Below are 20,518 nucleotides of genomic sequence, written 5' to 3' on the forward strand. Positions count from 1 at the left end.
TCCATGCCCCTCACCCCCGAGCAGATCCGCCGGGACGTCGCCGCCGCCCTCGGCGAGGACCCCGCGGACATCCCCCTGGACGGCGACCTGGTCGACCACGGCCTGGACTCGGTGCGCCTGATGACGCTCCTGGAGCGCTGGCGCCGCGACCACGGAGTGCGTGCGGACTTCGCCGACCTGGCCGAGACACCCGCCATCGAGGCGTGGGCTCCGCTGCTGGGGGCCGCATGACCCTCCTGTCCCACGCCCGCTCCGCCGCCCCGGCGGGCGGCACCGCCACGGGTGCGGACGAGACCGCGCTGCCGCTGACCGCCGCGCAGCAGGGCATGTGGTACGCGCAGGCCCTCGATCCGCTGAGCCCGGCCCAGAACACCGCGGAGTGCCTGGTGGTCGACGGGCCGCTCGATCCCGTGGTGTTCGATGAGGCGCTGCGCCGCGTGGTGGCCGAGACCGACGCGCTGCGGGTCCGGATCGAGGACACCCCGCAGGGGCCGCGGCAGGTCCTCCGCCGCACGGTGGAGGCGCCGCCGGCCGTCCGCGACCTGCGCCGCGGCGATGTGCCCGCCGCCGAGCGGGAGGCCGAGGCGTGGATGCGCGCGGACCTGGCGGAGCCCTGCGACCTGGCGGCCGGCCCGCTCTTCCGGCACGCCCTCCTCCGCGTCGGCGACCACCGGTGGCTGTGGTACCAGCGCGTGCACCACCTGGTCATGGACGGCTACGGCCACGCGCTGCTGGTGCGGCGCACCGCCGAGGTGTACACCGCGCTGGCCGACGGGCGGGAGCCGGCGCCGTCCGGCTTCCGGCCGCTGGCCGACCTGGTCGCCGAGGAGGAGCGGTACCGCTCCTCCGACGCGTTCCGGGCCGACCGCGACCACTGGCGCAGCGCCTTCGCCGACCGGCCCGGAGCACCCCGGCTCGCGGGCCGGGACGCGCTGCCCGCCCGGACGTTCCACCGCAGCACGGCGCGGCTGGGGCCGGAGGCGACGCGAAGGCTGCGGGAACTCGCCGACCGGCTGGGCGCCACCTGGCCCGATCTGCTGATCGCGGCACAGGCCCTCTACACCTCTCGGGCGACGCTGCGCGAGGAGGTGGTGCTCGGCGTGCCGATGATGGGCCGGATGGGTTCGGCCGCGCTGCGGATACCCGGCATGGTGATGAACGTCCTGCCGCTGCGGCTGACCGTGCGCCCCGGGGACTCCTTCGCGGAGCTGGTGCGGCAGGTGGTGCTGGGTGTGCGCGGGATACGCGGACACCAGCGCTACCGGTACGAGGACATCCGCCGCGACCTGGGGCTGTTGGGCGAGGGCCGGGGACTGGTGGGGCCGCTCGTCAACGCCATGCCGTTCGACTACGGGGTGGAGCTGGCGGGCACGCCGGTTGCGGCCCGCAACCTGTCGGCGGGACCGGTGGAGGACATGACGGTCAACATCCACGACCGTGCGGACGGGCGCGGTCTGTGTGTGGACCATGACGGGAACCCGGCGCTCTACTCCGCGGCCGAACTGGCCGCGCACCAGCAGCGCTTCCTGGGGCTGCTCGACCGGCTGACCGAAGCGGACCCGCACCGCCCGCAGTCCGACCACTCGATCGCCACCCCGGCCGAGGAGGCGCTGGTCGTCGAGGAGTTCAACCGGACCGACCACGCGGTGCCCGCCACCACGCTGATCGGCCCGATCGAGGCGCAGGCCGCCCGCACCCCGCGGGCGACGGCCCTGGTGCACGGCGCGACGACGCTGACGTACGCACAACTGGACGCCCGCGCCAACCGGCTGGCCCGGTATCTGGGCACACGGGGCGCCGGGCCGGGCGCCGTGGTGGCGGTGTGCCTGCCGCGCTCGGCCGACCTGGTGGTCACCCTGCTGGCCGTGCTCAAGGCGGGTGCCGCTTATCTGCCGCTGGACCCGGACCATCCGGCGGCCCGCCTCGCTCTCATGCTGGAGGACGCGGCGCCGGTGTGCGCCGTCACCGACCACGCGGACCGGCTCCCGGGGGAGGCCGGAACCCCGCGGGTCGTCCTCGCGGAACTGGCGGAGGAGGCGCTGGCGGCCCATCCGCCGGTACCCCCGCCCCGTCCGCTGACGCCCTCCCACCCGGCGTATGTCATCTACACCTCCGGCTCCACCGGCCGGCCCAAGGGCGTGGTCGTCCCGCACGGTGCGATCGACAACCGGCTCCGCTGGATGCAGCACGCCTTCCCGCTGACCGGGGAGGACCGGGTGCTGCAGAAGACCCCGACATCGTTCGACGTGTCCGTGTGGGAGTTCTTCTGGCCGCTGCGGGAGGGCGCCGCGCTGGTCGTCCTGGAGCCGGGCGGCCACCGCGACCCGGTGCGGCTGGCGGGGACGATCCGGCAGGAGCGCGTCACCGTGTGCCATTTCGTGCCGTCGATGCTCCAGGCGTTCCTGAGCGAGCCGCAGGCAGCCGAATGCGGCGGTCTGCGCCGGGTGTTCTGCAGCGGCGAGGCACTGCCCCGGCAGACCGCGCGCGCCTGCGCACGGGCACTGCCGGACGTGGAACTGCACAACCTGTACGGGCCGACCGAGGCGGCCGTCGACGTCACCCACCACGCCTGCGCACCGGACGGCGACGGACCGGTGCCGATCGGCCGGCCGGTCTGGAACACCCGCGTGTACGTGCTGGACGCGGCGCTGCGCCCGTGTCCGCCGGGGGTGCCCGGAGAGCTGTACCTGGCGGGCCGGCAGCTCGCCGACGGCTATCTGAACCGCCCGGAGCTGACCGCGGAACGCTTCGTCCGGGCGCCTGCGCCGAACGCGACGCCCGAGCACGGCCGTCCGCCGGAGGCCAGGATGTACCGCACCGGTGATCTGGCCCGCTGGACCGCGGACGGGGAGCTGATGTACCTGGGCCGCACCGACGACCAGGTGAAACTGCGCGGACAGCGCGTGGAACTCGGCGAGGTGGAGGCCGCCTTGGCGGCGCGGCCCGGAGTGACGGGCGCCTGCGCCGTGGTCCGCGAGGACCGGCCGGGTGCGCAGCAGCTCGTCGGCTATGTGACCGGCGGGGCCGATCCGCAGGCCGTCCGCGCCGCGCTGGCCGGTGAGCTGCCGGAGCAGTTGGTGCCGTCGGCCGTGGTCGCCCTGCCGGAGTTCCCGCTCGGGCCCAGCGGCAAGCTGGACCGGCGGGCACTGCCCGCGCCGGTCTTCGGGGCGGAGGCGGACGACGTGCGGCAGCCGTCCGGGCCGCGCGAGGAGGCGCTGGTCCGGCTGTTCTCCGAGGTGCTGGACGTGGCGCGGGTGGGTCCCGACGACGCGTTCTTCGACCTGGGCGGCACCTCGTTGCTCGCCGTGCGGCTGGTCGCCCGCATCCGCGAGGAACTCGGGGCCGAGCCCGCGGTCGGTGCGCTGTTCGAGGCGCCGACACCGGCCGCCCTGGCCGCACGTCTGCAGGAGCCCGCGCCCGGCGCCGGGGACGCGCTGGAGGTGGTGCTGCCGCTGCGCGCCTCGGGCCACCGGCCGCCGCTGTTCGCCATTCATCCGGCCGGCGGTCTGGCCTGGTGCTACGCAGGGCTGGCCGCCCGGCTCGGCCCCGACCAGCCGGTGTACGGCATCCAGGCCCGCGGGTTCGCCACCGGGGAACCGCTGCCCGGCTCCCTGCAGGAGCAGGCGGCGGACTACGCCGACCGGATCCGGGCGCTCCAGCCGCGGGGCCCCTACCGGCTGCTGGGCTGGTCGGTGGGCGGGGTCCTGGCACACACCGTGGCCGTACTGCTCCAGGAGGGCGGAGCGCAGGTCGATCTCCTCGCGCTGCTGGACGCGTTCCCCGCCGAGCAGTGGCGACAGCGGCCCGCCCCCGAGGAAGGGGACGCGCTGACGGCGGTGCTGCGGATGGCGGGCGTCGACCGTACGACCGAGCGGGACCGCGCGGACGTGCTGGCCGCCCTGAGCCGGGCGGGCAGTCCGCTGGCCGGGCTCGGCGACCGCACGCTGGAGCGGATCGTCGATGTGGTGCCCCACCACGCCCGGTCGATGCGCGAGCACCGGCACCGGGTCCACACGGGGGACGTGCTCTTCTTCACCGCGGCGGCGCCCCGGGCCGAGGACTGGCTGACCCACCGGGCCTGGCAGCCGCATGTCACCGGAGCGGTCGAGAACCACGACCTCGACTGCACGCATCCGCGTCTGCTGCGGGGCGCGCACCTGGAGACGGTCGCGGCGACGCTGGCGGACCGGATCGCACGGCTGGCGCGCTGACCGCCGCGCGCCTCGCCCGGCGGACGCCCTCGCTCATGGCGTCCGCCGGGCGGGGCGGTCAGCGGTCGCCGCGGGCGAGCAGTTCGACCAGGCCGTCGGCGAGTTCGGTGCGCCAGCACAGGTAGTCGTGGCCGCCGTTGAACTCGCGGTGGACCGCGTCCGCGTACCCGGCCGCGGCCAGGGCGTCGCGCAGTCGGCGCGCCGCGGGCAGCGCCACCCACTCCTGGGTGCCGAAGGAGAGCCGGAAGCGGATCGGAAGCCGGGGTCCGGCGGCGATACGGCCGGTCAGCCACTCCGCCGACGGTCCGTCGGGCCACCAGAAGGAGCCCGACTGTGCGAGCACGTTGCCGAACCGGTGCGGTGCCCGGAGCGCGGCGTAGGCGGCGGTGAGCCCGCCGAGGCTCTGTCCGGCGACGAGTGTCCGCGCGGGGTCGTCGGTGAGCGGCAGCAGGGTGGCGGCCCACGGGAGCAGTTCCCCGGCGAGGAACGCGGCGAACGCGGGGCGGCAGGTCAGCTCGCGCCAGCGGGTGGCGGCGTCCACCGAGTCGGGGAGCACCGCGGCCAGCGGCGGGATGCGACCGTCGGCGACGAGGTTGTCCAGCAGGTGGGCCAGGCCGAGGCGTGGCTGCCAGTGCTCCCCGTCCAGCAGCACGAGGACGGGGAGGCCGGTGTCCGGTGCGGACGCGTTGTCGGGCGCGGCGGGACGCCGGTCGCCGGGTGGCGGCGCGTAGAGCCACACCCGGCGGGCGCCGCCCAGGTGCGCGCTCGGGAGCGTGTGTTCGGTCACCGTGCCGCGGGCCACCCCCGGCCGGGGCAGCCAGTCGTCGGCCGCGGGCGCGGCGGGGAGTTCGGCGCAGGAGACCGGCTCGCCGCTCCAACGCGCCGGAAGCGTGTGCGGGTTGTGCGGATCGGTCCGGCGGGTGCGGCGCAGCCAGGGCCAGTAGGCGGGGTCCTCGGGCGCGGGGCCGCCCCCGTCGTCCACGTGGAAGACGTAGGTGCCGCGCCAGTCGTCGCGCAGCCGGACCGTCCAGTGCCAGATGTCGGTACCTGGCGCCCGGGTCATGAGGTTGCCCTCGGGGGCGCGCGGATCGGTGAGTTTGTTCGGCAGCACCTGTACGGCGCGGGTGGCGGGGCTGCCGCGCCACAGAAACGTCACGGCACGGTGCTCGGGACTGCCGTGGGGGTCCGGGGCGAGGAGGGGCGTGCCGCGGCGGCGGACACCGGCCCAGAAGTCGGCGGCGGAGGCGGGCCGCCGGGGCAGTGGGACGCCCGGCTCGGGGAGCCGGGGCACCGGCTGGGGGCGGGGCAGGCGGGGCGGTCGGTGCGGTGCGCCCTCGGGAGGGGCGAGCGGGGTCATGGGCGGGAGCTCCGAGGAGACGCGGGGTGCCGTCGGAGGGCGACACCCCTGGGGATGCAAGTTAGGTAAGCCTAAGCTAAGTTACCTCTCGTCCGCCCCGCCCACGAGGCGGACCCGTCGAGGAGAACGAGGCTGCATGAGTACTCTCACCTGCCGTATCCGCCGCACCGCCGCCCTCGCCGTGGCACTCGCCGCCGGAAGCACCCTGGCGGCGACCGGCACGGCCACCGCCGCACACCCGGACCGCCACACCGGCCCGGTCGCCTCCGCGCCCGTGACCGCCGGGCTCTACCAGTCCGCCTACTCCGCACGGAACCATGTCCTGTGGGCCACCTCGGCGGTGGGCCGGCCGCCGGTGACCACGTCCGGCCTGCTCAAGCTCGATCCGCACACCCTGAAGGTGCGGGCCGCCTACCGGCCGCCGGTCACCGACCAGCAGACCGGAGCGGTCGAGGCCGTCTACGGGGTCGCCGTGGACGACGAGCACGACACCGTCTGGACCACGAACACCCGCGACGACTCCGTGGCCGTCTACAGCCAGCGCAACGGCAAGCATCTGGCGACGCTGCCGGATGTGGCCCACGCCCGGGAGGTGGTCGTCGACGAGCGGCACGACACCGCGTGGGCCGGCGGCTTCGGGGACGGCTCCCTGGTCGCCTTCGACACCCGCACCTACCAGGAGAAGCGCCGGGTCACCGTCGAGGGCTCCTCCCCCGCCGGGCTGGCGGTCAACGAGCGGACCGGCACCGTCTACGCGGCCGACCTGGACGGCGACCGGATCATCGCGGTCCCGCCGCACAAGGAGCCGCAGTCCGTTCCCGCCGGGGACGGCCCGATCTCCGTCGCGCTCTCCCGGGACGGGCGCACCGCCTACACCGCGAACCAGGCAGCCGGCTCGGTGTCCGTCGTGAACCTGCGGCGGGGCAGGGTGACCCGGTCCGTGCCGACCGGCGAGGGCACCCTCTCGGTCGCGGCCGACCCGCGCACCGGCCGGGTGGTGGCCGCCAACCGCACGGCAGGCACCGTCACGGTGCTGGATCCCCGCCGGGGCACCGTCGTGCGGACGGTGGCCACCGGCCCCCACCCCAACCATGTGCGCGTCGCGCACGGCAGCGTCTACGCGGTGGACAAGTCGCACGCCGGTCCCGGGGGCGAGGACCTCGTGCACCGCTTCCGTCTCCGCCGCTGACCCCGTGCTGCGGCTGCGGGCGACGCCGCAGCCGCAGCACACCCCACCGGATGCGGCGGCTTCGCGGACGGCCGGAGAACGCGGCACGGTCCCAGAGCTCAGGGCTCAGGTACGCCCCTCGCGCTCCTGCGCCGCCTCCAGCGCCGCCGGTGCCGCCATCCAATCGGCGAGGACCACCTGGAAGCCCTCCCTCCGGTACGCGGCGACCACCTGCTCGTCGTCGTCGACCACCAGGGCCACCGTGCGCTCCCGGGCCAGGTGGCGCAGCAGTTCGGGCTTGACGACCCGGCCGGGGCGGCGGTCGTCCCGCGCGCGCATCAGGAGCTGCCCCGCGGGGAGCCCGTGCTGCCGCAGCCACTGCACGGAATCCGTCCGGCAGCGTTCCGGACGCCCGGTGAGATAGGCCAGTTCGCACCGTTCGGCCGTCTCCAGGGCCAGGGCCACCCCCTTCACCAGCGGCGGATCGTCCGCGGCGGCGCGGAAGAACGCGTCCCAGTCCCGCGGCCGCCGCTGCAGGAAGGGCAACCGGTGCCGGACATCGGCCAGCGTCCCGTCCAGATCGAACACCGCCAACGGCGCACGGACAACCATCGCCACCTCACTCCCTTCGTGCACATTCTGGCGCATCCGGCCGTGCCGGCCGAGCCGCGCCGGCACTCCGCCGGTTCGGGGCCGACGGCCGTGCGGCGGCGGACGGCCGGGCCCCTCGGCCGGATGCCGCACCGGCTGCCCCGGAGGAGCGAGTGGTGGCACCTGATGTCCGCTTTTCGGGTGCCGTGGTCGGCAGACGTGGCGGCAGTGGGGTACCGACCAAACGTCCGAGGCGTCCCGGTCCCGCGCTGTACCGCGCTGTCCGGCACCGTCCCGCGCCGCCGTGCGCAGCGGCCGGCACCCGCCCCCGCGGGCCCCGGCGACGGACCGGTCCCGGGCCGGCCGGGCAGGCCGCCCGCCTGGCCGGGGACCGGGGCGGCAGCGCAGGACCCGTACGGGTCGCCGGAGCGCCGCGGGTCAGGAAGGAGCGTGACCGTGGGAGGAGCCTCTGCGTGGCTGCTGTCGGCGGGCGTACCCCTGATCCTCCTGGCGCTGAGCCTGCCGGTGTGGCACTGGCGCTGGCCGCGGGCGCCGATGCTGCTGCGCGAGGCGGCGCTCGTCTCCACGGTCTTCCTGATCTGGCAGATCCCGGCCCGCATGTCGGCCGGGAACCTGCGGCCGGCCCTCGACCGGGCGCGGTGGATCTACCACTGGGAGCAGCGCCTGCGCCTGCCGGACGAGGTGGACTGGCAGCAGGCCGTGCTGCCCCACCCGTGGCTGGTGCAGGCGGCCAACTTCTACTACGCCGTGATGCACTTCGGGGCGATGGCGGCGCTGCTGGTCTGGCTGTTCTGGCGGCACCGGGACTCCTACGGCCGGGTGCGCACCTACGTCGTCCTGGTCACGGTGGTCTCCCTGCTGATCCAGCTCGTCGCGGTGGCACCGCCGCGGCTGCTGACGCGGCTCGGCTTCGCGGACACGGCCGAACGCTACGGGCAGTCGGTCTACGGCAGCGGGCCGGGGAGCGTGGTGGCCGACGAGTTGTCGGCCGTCCCGTCCGTGCACGTGGCCTGGGCGATCCTCGTCGCCGCTGTCGTCATCCGGGTGAGCCGCCGTCGGGTGCGCTGGCTGGTGATCGTCCACCCGCTGCTGACCCTCGCCGTGATCGTGGTGACCGCCAACCACTTCTGGCTCGACGCCGCGGCCGCCGTCGGCGTCCTGGCGGTGTGCGCGCTGCTGCAGTGGGCCGCGCGTGCCTGCACCCACCGGCTCGCCCGGGCCGTCCGGCGCACCCCCGTCTCGGCGGACAGCCCGGCGCGCGGGAACGCGGATCCGCCCAGTTCGCCGGACGGGGCGGAGAGCGCCGGGGGAGAAGACCGCGGCCCCCGGAACCCGCACCCGCGGGAGTGACGGCAGCCCGCGTGCGGGTGGCGATCCGGGGGCTGCCGGTGCGTCCTCTGCGTCCGGCGCCGTGCGGGTCCTAGGCTGCGCGGGCCGACAGTTCCGGCGCTGCCCAGCCTGCCGGGACTGTCGGTCTCCGGCCGCCGCGGGGGCTCAGCGCAGTTCGCTGAAGCGTTCGGTCGCCCGGGTGCGTCCGGCCACGATGAGGGTGTCGTCCGCCTTGACCACCGTGTCGGGGGTGGCGTAGCTGAAGCCCTCGCCGGGCCGTTTGATGGCGACGACGGTGATGCCGTAGCGCGTGCGGACGGCGCTGGCGGACAGCGGGATGTCGAGGACGTCGGGCGGCGGGGTGGTCTTGACCATGGCGAAGTCGTCCTCGAACTCGATGTAGTCGAGCATGCCGCCGCGGACGAGGTGCGCGACGCGCTGCCCCATGTCGTGCTCGGGGAAGACGACGTGCTGGACACCGAGCTGGGTGAGGATGCGGCCGTGGGCTTCGCTGGTGGCCTTCGCCCATACGTTCTCGATCCCGAAGGAGATCAGCAGCGAGGCGGTGAGGATGCTGGCCTCCAGGTCGCTGCCGATGGCGACGACGGCGCGGTCGAACTCGTGGACCGCGAGCTGCCGCAGGGCGTCCTCCTTCGTGGAGTCGGCGCGCACGGTGTGGGTGAGCGAGCCGGAGAGGGACTGGACGACCTCGGGGCTCTCGTCGATGCCCAGGACCTCGGTGTCCTCGTCCACGAGTTCGAGTGCCAGGGACCGGCCGAACCGGCCGAGCCCGATGACCACCACGGAGTCGCGGTGGGAGCCGCGGCGGTTCCGGTTGCTGCGTTTCCTAGCCAATGACGGGTCGCTCCTCGGGAAGGTCGTACATACGGACGCGCAGCCGCAGGGCCAGCGCGGAGGCGACGGTGATGGGACCGAGCCGCCCGATGAACATCAGTACCGTCAGCAGGACCTGTTCGCCCCCGGGCAGTCCGGAGGTGATGCCGGTCGAGAGTCCGACGGTGGCGAAGGCGGAGGTCACCTCGAACAGCGACTGGTCCAGGCTGAAGTCGGTGAAGACCATGAAGACCAGCGTCGAGGTCGCGACGGCGGCGACCGAGAGCAGCACCACCGTCAGGGCCTGCCGCTGGAGGTCGCCGGGCAGCCGGCGGCGGAAGATGTCGACCGCGCCCTCGCCCCGGATCTCGGCGTAGAGCACGAAGAACAGCACGGCGAAGGTGGTGACCTTGATGCCCCCGGCGGTACCGGCACTGGCGCCGCCGATGAACATCAGCACGTCCGTGCCCAGCCAGGTGGCCGGGCTCAGCGCGCCGGTGTCGACGCTGTTGAAACCCGCGGTGCGCGGCATGACGCCCTGGACGAATCCGGCCAGCAGCTTCCCCGGCACGTCCAGCGGCCCCAGCGTCGCCGGATTGTCCCATTCGAGAGCGGTGACGAAGGCGCTGCCGCCGACCAGGAAGACCGCGGAGGCACCGAGCACGATCTTGGTGTGCAGGGACCAGGTGCGCGGCCTGCGGAATCTGCGGCGCAACTCGAACAGCACCGGGAAGCCGAGCCCTCCGGCGATCACCGCGCCCGACAGCGGCAGGCAGATCCACGGGTCGGTGACGAAACCCATCAGACTGTCGGAGTAGAGCGCGAATCCCGCGTTGTTGAACGCCGAGACGGCGTGGAAGACACCCAGCCACACCGCGCGCGGCAGGGACTCACCGTAGGAGGTGGCGAACCGCACGGCCAGGATCGCCGCGGTGACCGCCTCCAGCAGCAGGCTGACCTTCACCACGCGGACGACGACCGTGCGCACGTCCCCCAGGCCCAGGGTCTTGGTCTCGGTCGCCGCGGTGAGCCGGGCCCGCAGCCCCATCCGGTGGGAGACCAGCAGCACCAGCCAGGAGGCGAACGTCATGATCCCGAAGCCGCCGACCTGGATCAGCGCGAGGATCACCGTCTGCCCGAACCCGCTCCAGTAGCCGGGGGTGTCGACCACCACCAGCCCCGTCACGCACACCGCGGAGGTGGAGGTGAACAGCGCCTCCAGCCCGGTGGCCGAACCCGTCCCGGCCTTGGCCACCGGCAGCATCAGCAGGCCGGTCCCGATCCCGATCGCCATGGCGAAGCCGACCACGACCATCTGGGCGGGGTGCCGCACACGGGGCCGCCACCGGGTCACCACAGCAAGCCCTCCGCACCGCAGACACATCCGACGTTTGTTCGCACCGGGAGACGATATGCAATCGCGCCGCGGTCCTGGGAACCGGTACCCCCGATGTCTCCGCGGGCCCGCCCCGAGGGCCGGGAACCACCCGGACACCGCCGCCGCACCGGCCGGAAAACGGCCGAGGCCGCAGCCTCATCGGCTGCGGCCTCGGCATCCGGCGTCCGGCACCTGCGGTGACGGCTCCGGGGTACTACTTCTCGGCGCCCTCGGACGTGCTCTTGGAGGAGGACGGGACCGCGTCGGAGAGCGTGCCGTTCTCCAGGCTGTCCTCGAGCGCGGCCACGGTCTGGTCGATCAGTTCCTCCTGCTGCTTCTGCTCCTTGGCCCTCAGGTACGCCTGGCGCTCCTGGTGGAAGGACTTCAGCGTGGCGATGCACATGCCGATCATCACGATGCTGAACGGCAGCGCGATGACGATCGCCGCCGTCTTCAAGGTGTTCAGCGACGCGGCTCCGGCACCGAGATCGGAGGCCAGCAGCAGCGCGATGGCGACTGCGCCCTCGGCCAGCGCCCAGAACACCCGGCTCCAGACCGGCGGGTTGGGGTCGCCGCCGGAGGCCAGCATGTCGACCACGTACGAGCCGGAGTCCGAGGAGGTGACGAAGAACAGCACGATCAGCAGGATCGACACACCGGCGACGAACTTGCCGCCGGGCAGCGTGTCGAGCATCTCGAACAGCGCGTTGTTGGTGCTGATCGCGCCGTCGTGGACGTAGTTGTGCTTGTCGTTCATCTGCTGGAAGACGCCGGTGCCGCCGAAGATGGCGAACCAGACGAAGGTCAGCAGGGTGGGGACGAGCAGCACGCCGCAGACGAACTGACGCACCGTGCGGCCCCGGGAGATGCGGGCGATGAAGATGCCGACGAACGGCGCCCAGGAGATCCACCAGCCCCAGTAGAAGACGGTCCAGCCGTTGACCCAGCTGGTGCCTTCCTTGCCGTGGGCCGCGCCGGTGTCGAAGCTGAGCTGCAGCACGTTCTGCAGGTAACCGCCGACGTCCTGGGCCAGACCGTTGAGCAGGAACACCGTCGGGCCGGCGATCAGCACGAAGAGCATGATGATCGCGGCCACGCCCATGTTGATGTTGGACAGCCACTTGATGCCCTTGCCGATGCCGGTGACCACCGACACGGTGGCGATGCCGGTGATGCAGGAGATCAGGACGACCAGCAGCAGCTTGCTGTTCGGGTCGTCCACCCAGCCGAGGAAGTTCATTCCGCTGGCGACCTGCATGACGCCGAAGCCGAGCGAGGTCGCCACACCGAAGAGGGTGCCGATGACCGCGACCGAGTCGATGACGTTGCCCAGGACGCCGTTCACCCTGTTGCCCAGGATCGGCTCCAGCGCCCAGCGGATGGAGACCGGCCGCCCCTTGCGGTGCACGGAGTAGGCGACGGCCAGACCGACGACCACGTAGATCGCCCAGGGGTGGATGCCCCAGTGCAGGAACGTCTGCACCATGGCGAACTGCTCGCGGTCGGCCGCTCCCTCGCCGACACCGGGCCGGGGGGCGTGGAAGAAGTTCAGCGGCTCGGCGACGCCCCAGAAGACCAGACCGATACCCATGCCGGCGGCGAACAGCATGGCGAACCAGGAGAGCGTGCTGAACTCCGGCTTCTCATGGTCCTTACCGAGCTTGATGTCCCCGTAGCGCCCGATCCCGATCCAGATGACAAAGATCACGAAGAGCGAGACCAGAGCCATGTAGAACCAGCTCAGGTTGCCGACGATCTCGTCCTGAACCTTCTGCACCTGCTCCGCGGCCGTGTCCTGGCCGATGACGGCGTAGAGCACGAAGAGCAGGATGACGACGGCCGAGGGATAGAAGACCCACGGCGCGATCGAGCCATCTCTCGGTGGCGCCGGAGGCTTCGCCTCCGGCTCTTGGTCAGAAGTTCTGGCCGTTGTCTGCGCAGCCACGCGTTCATCCTTTGCGGTCAGGTTCAGAGGCCACCAGGCCGAAGGGAGTCTCCGGCCTGTCGCGGCAGCTTCCCCAAAACCTTCATGTCATTCATTACGAAAGCATTACTGTCAACAGGCAAAACGGAACGAGACGTTCATCACAGCGCCCCCGCGTCGACCCCACCCGTCTGACCAGCACTTCTTTCCTCACACCGGCGAGTGGAGACCAAACCGGCCACCCCACTCGCCCCCGACATTCGAGCCCGGCACACACAGCGGTGCGTCACGGATCAGCCACACACCGCCCTGTACACATGGCGCAGACGGCTCGGCGCACAGCGGCCGACCGCGGCCCCGCCCCCGGCGGAAGCGCGGTGCGCTCCGGCGCAGCGCCATGCACAGCCGCACCCTCGAAACCCGGCAATAACCGGGCATACGTGTCATCCCCGCACATCTGGGAACCCCCGCACCAGTAGCCCCCCGTACTCAGCACAGCGTGGCCCGGCCGGGCCGGGTCAGCGGGACGGATCCACCATGACCAGCGGATACACGGGTCCCGGGGATTTCGGTCGGGACCCGTTCGAGGAGTTCATCGCGCACTTCCTGCGCGGAGCCCGGCCCGGGAACGGCGGACAGTTCAGCGATCCCCGCTACTACGACTTCCTCCGGCTGATGAGCGAGCCCGCACGGCAGCTCGTCTCCGACGCGGCCTCCTACGCAGCCGAGCACGGCAGCGACGACCTGGACACCGAGCATCTGCTGCGGGCGGCGCTCGCCGCCGAGCCCACCCGCAGCATGGTCTCCCGGGCCGGGGCCGACCCCGACGCGCTCGTCGCCGAGATCGACCGCGAGGTCGGGACCGGGCAGCCCCGCAACTCGCTGTCCGTCAGCCCCGCGGTCAAACGGGCGCTGATGGACGCGCACGAGATCGCCCGTGCCCGCGGCGCCTCCTACATCGGCGCCGAGCACGTGCTGGTCGCACTCGCCGCCAACCGCGACTCCACCGCGGGCCAGATCCTCAACTCCGCCCACTTCGACCCTCGTTCGGCCGGATCGGGCGGCGGCCCCGGCGCCGGGCAGGGCGGCGGAGCGGAAGCACCTGCCCGCGGCGGTCCGGAGGCGCGCCCCAGCAACACCCCCAAGCTGGACAAGTTCAGCCGCGATCTGACCGAGCTGGCCCGCGAGGGGCGGATCGACCCGGTCATCGGCCGGGACGAGCAGATCGAGCAGACGGTGGAGGTCCTCGCCCGGCGGGGCAAGAACAACCCGGTGCTGATCGGTGAGGCGGGGGTCGGGAAGACCGCCATCGTGGAGGGTCTGGCCCAGCGGATCGCCGACGGCGACGTACCCGACAACCTGCTGGGCCGGCGCGTCGTCCAGCTCGACTTCGGCAGCGTCGTCGCGGGCACCCGCTACCGGGGCGACTTCGAGGAGCGGCTCACCGGCATCATCGACGAGATCCGCGCCCACACCGAGGAACTCATCGTCTTCATCGACGAACTGCACACCGTGGTCGGGGCCGGCGGCGGCGGGGAGAGCGGGTCGATGGACGCGAGCAACATGCTCAAACCGCCGCTCTCCCGGGGAGAGTTGCACGTCATCGGCGCCACGACCCTGGAGGAGCACCGGCGGTACATCGAGAAGGACGCGGCGCTGGCCCGCCGCTTCCAGCCGGTCCTGGTCCCCGAGCCCACCGCGGCGGACGCCGTCGAGATCCTGCGCGGTCTGCGGGACCGCTACGAGGCCCACCATCAGGTCCGCTACACCGACGAGGCGCTCGTGGCCGCGGTCGAGCTGTCCGACCGCTATCTGACCGGGCGCTTCCTGCCCGACAAGGCCATCGACCTGCTGGACCAGGCGGGCGCCCGGGTCCGGCTGCGTACCGCGACCCGCGGCACGGACGTGCGGGCCCTGGAGCGCGAGGCCGAGCAGGTGCGCCGCGACAAGGACCAGGCAGTGGCCGCGGAGGACTACGAGCGGGCCACGCAGTTGCGGGACCGGCTCGCGGAACTGGAGGAGGCGGTCGGCCGCGACGGGCACAAGCAGGAGGCCCGCTCCGGCCACCGGATCGTGGAGGTCGCGGTCGAGGACATCGCCGACATCGTCTCGCAGCAGACCGGCATCCCCGTCAGCAACCTCACCCAGGAGGAGAAGGAGCGGCTGCTGGGGCTGGAGGAACGGCTGCAACAGCGGGTCGTCGGGCAGGACGAGGCGGTCACGGTCGTCGCCGACGCGGTGCTGCGCTCGCGCTCCGGCCTCTCCAGCCCGGAGCGGCCCATCGGCAGCTTCCTCTTCCTGGGACCCACCGGCGTCGGCAAGACGGAGCTGGCCCGGGCGCTGGCGGAGGCGCTGTTCGGCTCGGACGAGAAAATGGTGCGGCTCGACATGAGCGAGTATCAGGAGCGGCACACGGTCAGCCGGCTGGTGGGCGCCCCGCCCGGATACGTGGGGCACGAGGAGGCCGGGCAGCTCACCGAGACCGTACGGCGCAACCCCTACTCGCTGCTGCTGCTGGACGAGGTGGAGAAGGCGCACCCCGACGTCTTCAACATGCTGCTGCAGGTCCTGGACGACGGGCGGCTCACCGACTCCCAGGGCCGCACGGTCGACTTCACCAACACTGTCATCGTGATGACCAGCAACCTCGGTTCGGAGGCCATCACCGGGCGCGGCGCGGTGCTCGGCTTCGGCGGCGGCGAGGAGGCCGACGAAGGAGCCCGCCGGGAGCGGGTGCTGCGGCCGCTGCGCGAGCACTTCCGCCCCGAGTTCCTCAACCGCATCGACGAGATCGTGGTCTTCCGGCAGCTCGACGACGCACAGCTCCGGCAGATCACCGACCTGCTGCTGGAGGAGACCAGGCGCCGGGTGCACGCCCAGGACCTGGAGATCGAGTTCTCCCCCGCGGCCGTCGGATGGCTGGCCCACCGGGGCTACCAGCCCGAGTACGGCGCCCGCCCGCTGCGCCGCACGATCCAGCGCGAGGTCGACAACCGGCTGTCCCGGATGCTGCTGGGCGGCGATCTGGCGCCGCACTCCAGGCTGCTGGTCGATGTGGCGGACGGGCAGTTGGAGTTCCGTACCGAGGGGCGCACGGACCTGGCCGGGACACGGCGCTGAGCCGCGGCCCGGCCCACCGCCGCGGGCCGGGCCCCGGGCACGGCGCCGTACTGGCGGGGTGCCGTACGGACGAGGCGCCGCCCTGACGGGCCGTCGACCATACGGGAGGCCGCACCGGCACCGCCTCGCCGTGCGGGGCATGTCCCGCACGGCGGCAGGATCCCCGGTACGGGTTCGGCGCCGGGACGCGGCGGGCATGCACTCCCTGCCGGCGCGCCGGCGCCGGTCAACGCGGCACGAGCGAGGAGCCATCCGTTGGGAGACGCCACATCGCAGGAGCGGAACCGGGAGCGCGCCCCGGGAAGCGGACCCCACCCGCTCCGGGACGCCGAGCCGGCGCTGCGGGGTGCGCCGGGCCGCGGCGCCGACGGCGGCAGCGACCGCCCCGGGCCGGACGACGCGTACCGGGAGCGGGGGCAGCCGCGGGACGTCTGGCCGGTCGCCCACGCGCTCGCCCGCGCCTTCGACGCGCACGGCGACGCGCAGGGCGTGCCGCGGGAGCAGCAGTGGACGCTGCAGGTGCTGAAGCTCTCGGAGGAGACGGGCGAGGCCGCGCAGGCGGTCATCGGTGTCCAGGGCACGAACCCGCGCAAGGGCCACAGCCATACCTGGGAGGACGTGCACGCGGAAGTGGCGGACGTGGTCATCACGGGTCTGGTCGCCCTGGCCCGCATGCGCCCGGACGACGCGGCGGACTTTCTCCGGCGGCAGCTCGTACGGAAGGCGGCCCGGTTCCCGGCCGCCGGGCGGTCCGGCGCGGAGCCGTCCCCCGCGGAGGGCGGGTAGAGCGCAGTCCTCCGGCATCCGGCATCCGGCGCCGACCGGGAGGGGCCGGACCGGTTCGGAACGGTTCGGAACGGTTCAGGACGCGAGAGGCGAGGCACCCGGCGTGAGCAGGTCGCTGCGGCGGGCGGGGCGGGTGAGGGCGAGGAGCGCCTGGTCGTCCTGGGCGGGGCCGGAGCTGTGCCGGTGCACATCGGTGACCAGGAAGTCGAGCACGGTGGGCGGTTCCGCCGGATAGCCGGTGTTGCGCCGGTAGGCGTCCAGCATCTGCGAGATCCGCTCGGCCGGCTGGTAGAAGGTACCGCTGCGGTCCCGGGCCTCGGTGACGCCGTCCGTGAAGCACAGCAGCGTCCCGCCGGGCGGCAGGTCGTAGGTCTCCACCGGCGAGGCCCAGGAGCCCAGCGTCGTGATGCCCAGCGGCGGCGCCTCCCGGGCGGGCTCCAGCACGCGGGCCCGGCCTGCCGGGTCCAGCAGCAGCGGCGCGGGATGACCGCGGTTGACGAGCCGGACCTGCTCCAGGTCCGGACTGAACTCCACGAGCAGCGCCGTGGTGAAGCCCTCTGCCTGTTCGAGTCCGCCCTGCCGCTCACCCTCCCGGACGAGCGTCTCCTCCAGGGTCTCCACCACGGTGGGCAGATCGGCGCAGTGGTCGGCGGCGTAGCGGAAGGCGCCGATGTCCGCGCTGACGACCGCGATGGCGGACAGCCCCTTGCCGCGCACGTCGCCGATCATCGCGCGCACCCCGTAGGGCGTCTCCTGGACCACGTACAGGTCGCCGCCGATCAGTGCGGTCTCGTCGGCGGGCACGTAGCGCGCGGCGACCTGCAGTCCGCCGGTGCGCTCTGGCGGGGTGGGCAGCACCGCCTGCTGGGCCACCTGTGCGGCGTGCCGGGCCTTGTCGGCGGAGGCGTGGTGCGAGCGCAGGGTGCGGTTGAGGCCGACCGCCAGCGCGGTGATGGCCACCAGGGTGAGCTGGGTGCCGATGCCGCTCTGCGGCCCGAACGTGCCGTTGGAATAAGCGAGCCCGGCCTGTGCCGCCATCGCCGCGACCCCCACCGCGATGATCGTCGGCGGTTCCAGCACCGGCGCCGCCACCACCGGTGCGACGGCGAGCAGCGGCGCCGTGGAGACCCAATGCCGCGCCAGCAGATCCAGCCCGACCGCGAGCACCAGCACCCCGGCGGGCACCCACCGGTAGATCCGTCGCCACACCCACACCTGACTCACCCGGACATCCTGCCCCGCGATCGTGCCGCGGCTCGCATCTCCGCACCGCCGGGTCGGAAGGTTGCGCACACCGTGGTCACCCCGGCCGGCGCGCGCAGGACGGTCACCGAGGGGCGCCCCGCCCGCTGCACCGCGGGGACGGACGGGCTGAGCGGCCCGTCGGGCCGCCCTCCGGCCGGCTCCGGTACTCCGCACGGCTGACGCCCGGCCGTGTCCGGTGCCTCCGGGGCGCCGGCGGACAACCCCGGAGGGGCGGGAGGCGCAGCCGTGTCTGCGGAGAGACGTCCGGTGGGCAGCCGTCGACGCGGCGGCAAGGCGGCAAGGCGGCAAGGCGATCTCAGGGAGCGGTCAGCGCGGTGAAGTCTCCTACGAAGCGGGTGAGGAGGCGGGCCAGGGCTGCGCGGTCCGGCTCCGGCCAGTCGCGCAGGGCCTCGGCCACGACGCTGCTGCGGAACTCCCTGACGCGGGCGAGCAGCGCCCGCCCCTCGCCGGTGGGCACCAGGAGTGAGCGCCGTCCGTCCTGCTGGTCGGCCTCCCGGCGCAGCAGCCCCGCATCCCGCGCCTGGGCGGCCAGCCGGCTGGCACGCGGCTGATCGACCCCGAGCACCGCGGCCGCCTCGGTGACGGTGAGCGCGCTTCCCGCCTCGTCCTCGGCCGCGACCGCGTCCACGAGTTCGACCACCGCGTCCGGCAGCCCGGCATGCGGTCCCGTGCGCTCGCCGCGCCGCTCCGCGAGCCGGGCCAGCGCACGCCGCTTCTGCGCCCGGCGCAGGGCGACCAGCGCGGACTCCAGGGCCGCGACATCAGGTTCCGGGTCGCCCACGGCGCACTCCCCTGCACTTGGCATATTGCATAACGAACAACATTCACATGTTATTCTACATGCATTACTCCCGGCGGACGGAGACCGGCATGGACGCGCCCAAGCCCCTCGGCTATTGGCTCAAGCACCTGCACGACCTGCTGGAGCGGCAGCTCGACGCCGCCCTCGCCGATCTGGGCGTCAGCCGTCGGCACTGGCAGGTGCTGAACACGCTCAGCCGCGGTCCGGCCTCCCGCGACGAACTGGCCCGCGCGCTCGCCCCGTTCTGGGAGGCGGGCGCCGTGGAGCCGGCGGAGATACTGGACGGCCCCGGGAACGGCCTCGCCGCCCGCGGATGGGCAACCACCGCGGGGCCGAGGATCGAACTCACCGCCGAGGGCCGCGCCGCGCACGCCCGGATCGCGGACCGGATCGCGCACAGCCGCCGCACCGTCCTGGGCGAGCTCACCCCCGAGCAGTACACCGCGACGGTGCACACCCTCTCGGTCATGGCCGCGAACGTGGAGGCCGACCTGGCCTCCGGCGGGCGCCCGGCCTGAGCACCGGGCCCCCGGCGGCGCACCCTCCCGGACGGCCCGCGGTGCCCCGGCCCGGCTCCGCGGCTCCACGCCGGAGGCGACTCAGCCGGGCGGCGCCGGCAGCGCGGCGAGCCACTCGGTCAGGATCCGGTTGATCTCCTCCGGACGCTCCTGCTGGATCCAGTGGCCGCAGTCCTCGAGGATGTGCGAGGCGTGCAGACCGGGAAGGGTCGTGGGGTAGGCGTCGACGGCGTCGGCCATCCAGGTGGTGGAGGCGTCCCGGCCGCCGCCGGCGAACAGCGAGGGCTGGGTGAGCGGCGCGCCGTCGAAGTCCGCGAGCTCCTCCCAGTCCCGGTCCATGTTGCGGTAGCGGTTGAGCGCCCCGGTGAACCCGGTGCGCTCGAATTCCCCCGCGAAGAAGTCGAGTTCCTCCTCGGTCAGCCAGGAGGGCAGCCGCCCGGTGGGGAACCGGTCGCGCATCCGGCCGCCGGGGGCGACGAAATGCGGGCCGGGCGCGCCGTCCGCGGGCATGGTCTCCGCGGACAGCGCGGCGTAGACGCCCGCGAGCCAGCCGCGCACGTCGGGCTCGATCTCGCCCTCCGCACGGCCGGGCTGCTGGAAGTAGGAGATGTAGAACTCCTCGCCCCTGCCGATCCGGGAGAAGACCTCGGAGGGCCGGGGGCCGCCCCGCGGGCTGTAGGGGACGCTCAGCATGCCCACGGCCCGGAAGACGTCCGGCCGCAGCAGACCGGAGTTCGCAGCGATCGGCGAGCCCCAGTCGTGCCCGACGACGACCGCGGTCCGCTCCCCCAGGGCCCGCACGACCGCGACGTTGTCCTCCACCAGGTCGAGCATCCGGTACGCGGCCGTCCCGGCGGGCTGCGAGGAGCGGCCGTAGCCGCGTACGTCGATCGCCACGGCGCGGTATCCGGCCGCGGCCAGCACGGGGAGTTGGTGCCGCCAGGAGAACCAGGACTCGGGGAAGCCGTGCACGAGCAGCACCAGCGGTCCGGTGCCCTGTTCGACCAGATGGATCCGGCCCGCCGGGGAGGGGACCAGCCGGTGGGTCAGGGGCCCGGTCCGGTCGCTCTGATCGGTCTGGTCGGTGGCCTGCCGGGACATCTACCCCTCCGGAGCTGCTGAACTGCCGAACGCCGCACCCGGCCGGCGACCGGGCACCCTGGCAACGATCATGGGGCCTGTCCCGTCCGAACGCCACCCCCCGCAGCGCGCT

Annotated in this window: 15 protein-coding genes; 7 read left to right on the forward strand and 8 right to left on the reverse strand. The window is 73.5% G+C overall.

Translation table 11 applies throughout. The features are described from left to right. Nucleotides 1-3 precede the first annotated feature (3 nt). Both BMX65_RS16190 and BMX65_RS16195 read left to right on the forward strand, forming a co-directional pair. Nucleotides 4-231: a phosphopantetheine-binding protein gene (locus BMX65_RS16190; protein ID WP_075001008.1), complete on the forward strand. Its 228-nt coding sequence runs from the start codon at nucleotides 4-6 to the stop codon at nucleotides 229-231. After that, complete coding sequence (locus BMX65_RS16195; protein WP_075001009.1) at nucleotides 228-4,211, forward strand: non-ribosomal peptide synthetase; 3,984 nt, start codon at nucleotides 228-230, stop codon at nucleotides 4,209-4,211. The genes BMX65_RS16190 and BMX65_RS16195 overlap by 4 nt, the downstream gene beginning before the upstream one ends. A 58-nt stretch (nucleotides 4,212-4,269) precedes the next feature. Here the strand turns inward: BMX65_RS16195 and fes are convergent, their stop codons facing one another. Then, nucleotides 4,270-5,568, reverse strand: a complete 1,299-nt coding sequence (fes, locus tag BMX65_RS16200) for an enterochelin esterase (protein WP_075001010.1) — start codon at nucleotides 5,566-5,568, stop codon at nucleotides 4,270-4,272. 136 nt (nucleotides 5,569-5,704) lie between these two features. On the opposite strand from fes, the gene BMX65_RS16205 reads away from it, so the two are divergent. Then, nucleotides 5,705-6,757, forward strand: a complete 1,053-nt coding sequence (locus BMX65_RS16205; protein WP_075001011.1) for a YncE family protein — start codon at nucleotides 5,705-5,707, stop codon at nucleotides 6,755-6,757. 105 nt (nucleotides 6,758-6,862) lie between these two features. Here BMX65_RS16205 and BMX65_RS16210 read toward each other — a convergent pair whose 3' ends face one another. After that, on the reverse strand, nucleotides 6,863-7,348 hold the full coding sequence (locus BMX65_RS16210) for a phosphatase domain-containing protein (protein WP_075001012.1): 486 nt from the start codon (nucleotides 7,346-7,348) through the stop codon (nucleotides 6,863-6,865). Between the two features lie 435 nt (nucleotides 7,349-7,783). Between BMX65_RS16210 and BMX65_RS16215 the strand changes: the two genes are divergently transcribed. After that, nucleotides 7,784-8,698, forward strand: coding sequence for a phosphatase PAP2 family protein (locus tag BMX65_RS16215; protein WP_275435250.1), 915 nt, complete (start codon nucleotides 7,784-7,786; stop codon nucleotides 8,696-8,698). Nucleotides 8,699-8,842: 144 nt separating this feature from the next. Here BMX65_RS16215 and BMX65_RS16220 read toward each other — a convergent pair whose 3' ends face one another. The 3 genes from BMX65_RS16220 to BMX65_RS16230 form a co-directional block, all read right to left on the reverse strand. After that, nucleotides 8,843-9,532 carry a potassium channel family protein gene (locus BMX65_RS16220; protein ID WP_079171920.1) on the reverse strand — a complete coding sequence of 230 codons (690 nt, stop codon included), beginning with the start codon at nucleotides 9,530-9,532 and terminating at the stop codon, nucleotides 8,843-8,845. Continuing rightward, the gene (locus BMX65_RS16225; RefSeq protein WP_280528994.1) at nucleotides 9,525-10,868 is read right to left on the reverse strand and encodes a TrkH family potassium uptake protein; all 1,344 of its coding nucleotides are present in this window, start codon (nucleotides 10,866-10,868) and stop codon (nucleotides 9,525-9,527) included. Before BMX65_RS16225 ends, BMX65_RS16220 begins: the two co-directional genes overlap by 8 nt. Before the next feature lie 235 nt (nucleotides 10,869-11,103). Continuing rightward, complete coding sequence (locus BMX65_RS16230) at nucleotides 11,104-12,834, reverse strand: BCCT family transporter (RefSeq protein ID WP_239502285.1); 1,731 nt, start codon at nucleotides 12,832-12,834, stop codon at nucleotides 11,104-11,106. A gap of 516 nt (nucleotides 12,835-13,350) precedes the next feature. On the opposite strand from BMX65_RS16230, the gene BMX65_RS16235 reads away from it, so the two are divergent. Then, nucleotides 13,351-15,933, forward strand: coding sequence for an ATP-dependent Clp protease ATP-binding subunit (locus BMX65_RS16235; protein ID WP_075001016.1), 2,583 nt, complete (start codon nucleotides 13,351-13,353; stop codon nucleotides 15,931-15,933). A gap of 255 nt (nucleotides 15,934-16,188) precedes the next feature. Continuing rightward, nucleotides 16,189-16,719, forward strand: coding sequence for a hypothetical protein (locus tag BMX65_RS34150; protein WP_338068967.1), 531 nt, complete (start codon nucleotides 16,189-16,191; stop codon nucleotides 16,717-16,719). A gap of 75 nt (nucleotides 16,720-16,794) precedes the next feature. On the opposite strand, the gene BMX65_RS16245 is transcribed toward BMX65_RS34150, so the two are convergent. Beyond that, complete coding sequence (locus BMX65_RS16245; protein WP_239502286.1) at nucleotides 16,795-17,943, reverse strand: PP2C family protein-serine/threonine phosphatase; 1,149 nt, start codon at nucleotides 17,941-17,943, stop codon at nucleotides 16,795-16,797. A gap of 337 nt (nucleotides 17,944-18,280) precedes the next feature. Beyond that, the gene (locus BMX65_RS16250; RefSeq protein ID WP_107437502.1) at nucleotides 18,281-18,766 is read right to left on the reverse strand and encodes a MarR family winged helix-turn-helix transcriptional regulator; all 486 of its coding nucleotides are present in this window, start codon (nucleotides 18,764-18,766) and stop codon (nucleotides 18,281-18,283) included. Nucleotides 18,767-18,855: 89 nt separating this feature from the next. Here BMX65_RS16250 and BMX65_RS16255 point away from each other — a divergent pair, with 89 nt between their 5' ends. Beyond that, nucleotides 18,856-19,305 (forward strand): MarR family winged helix-turn-helix transcriptional regulator, encoded by a 450-nt coding sequence (locus BMX65_RS16255; protein ID WP_075001018.1) that lies wholly within the window; start codon nucleotides 18,856-18,858, stop codon nucleotides 19,303-19,305. 81 nt (nucleotides 19,306-19,386) lie between these two features. On the opposite strand, the gene BMX65_RS16260 is transcribed toward BMX65_RS16255, so the two are convergent. Continuing rightward, entirely contained in the window at nucleotides 19,387-20,406 is a 1,020-nt protein-coding gene (locus BMX65_RS16260; RefSeq protein ID WP_075001019.1) for an alpha/beta fold hydrolase, read from the reverse strand. Between the last annotated feature and the right edge of the window lie 112 nt (nucleotides 20,407-20,518).

This window comes from Streptomyces qinglanensis, from assembly GCF_900111245.1.
In the GTDB taxonomy this organism is placed as follows: domain Bacteria; phylum Actinomycetota; class Actinomycetes; order Streptomycetales; family Streptomycetaceae; genus Streptomyces; species Streptomyces qinglanensis.

Bases quoted from the DNA above. Each gene is read 5' to 3' on its own strand.
- BMX65_RS16190 (WP_075001008.1), top strand. From the start codon at position 4: ATGCCCCTCACCCCCGAGCAGATCCGCCGGGACGTCGCCGCCGCCCTC.
- BMX65_RS16205 (WP_075001011.1), top strand. From the start codon at position 5,705: ATGAGTACTCTCACCTGCCGTATCCGCCGCACCGCCGCCCTCGCCGTG.
- BMX65_RS16255 (WP_075001018.1), top strand. From the start codon at position 18,856: ATGGACGCGCCCAAGCCCCTCGGCTATTGGCTCAAGCACCTGCACGAC.
- BMX65_RS16235 (WP_075001016.1), top strand. From the start codon at position 13,351: ATGACCAGCGGATACACGGGTCCCGGGGATTTCGGTCGGGACCCGTTC.
- BMX65_RS16195 (WP_075001009.1), top strand. From the start codon at position 228: ATGACCCTCCTGTCCCACGCCCGCTCCGCCGCCCCGGCGGGCGGCACC.
- BMX65_RS16260 (WP_075001019.1), bottom strand. From the start codon at position 20,406: ATGTCCCGGCAGGCCACCGACCAGACCGATCAGAGCGACCGGACCGGG.
- BMX65_RS16210 (WP_075001012.1), bottom strand. From the start codon at position 7,348: ATGGTTGTCCGTGCGCCGTTGGCGGTGTTCGATCTGGACGGGACGCTG.
- fes (WP_075001010.1), bottom strand. From the start codon at position 5,568: ATGACCCCGCTCGCCCCTCCCGAGGGCGCACCGCACCGACCGCCCCGC.